Raw genomic sequence first — 309 nt, 5'->3', positions numbered from 1 at the left:
CCCCTGCTTGTAGCTGTTCAATCATGCTGCGAATTTCTGTCGTCGACTCTTGCGTTCGTTGTGCCAGTGTACGTACTTCATCGGCAACCACGGCAAAACCTCGACCTGATTCACCCGCTCGAGCTGCCTCTATTGCTGCATTGAGCGCAAGAAGGTTAGTCTGATCTGCAATGTCATTGATAACCTTTAAAATGGTTTCAATGTTCGCTGTTGCCGTTTCTAATCCTTTCACCTCTTCTACCGCTTGGTCAATTCTTGCCGACAAATTATCGATAGACATTGTGGTTTCACTCACAGATCGGAAGAGCG

1 protein-coding gene is annotated in these 309 nt (G+C 47.2%); it reads right to left on the bottom strand.

Going from position 1 to position 309, the window contains the following annotated elements:
* Positions 1 to 309, bottom strand: a 309-nt coding sequence (locus tag ACP45E_RS01455; RefSeq protein ID WP_241824240.1) for a methyl-accepting chemotaxis protein, incomplete at both ends; no start/stop codon positions are given.

Origin of the sequence: Vibrio genomosp. F10 str. 9ZD137, assembly GCF_049974785.1 — a bacterium.
Classification (GTDB): Bacteria; Pseudomonadota; Gammaproteobacteria; order Enterobacterales; family Vibrionaceae; genus Vibrio.
Note: the sequence above shows the minus strand (reverse complement) of the source record. Positions and strands in the feature narration are given on the sequence as shown.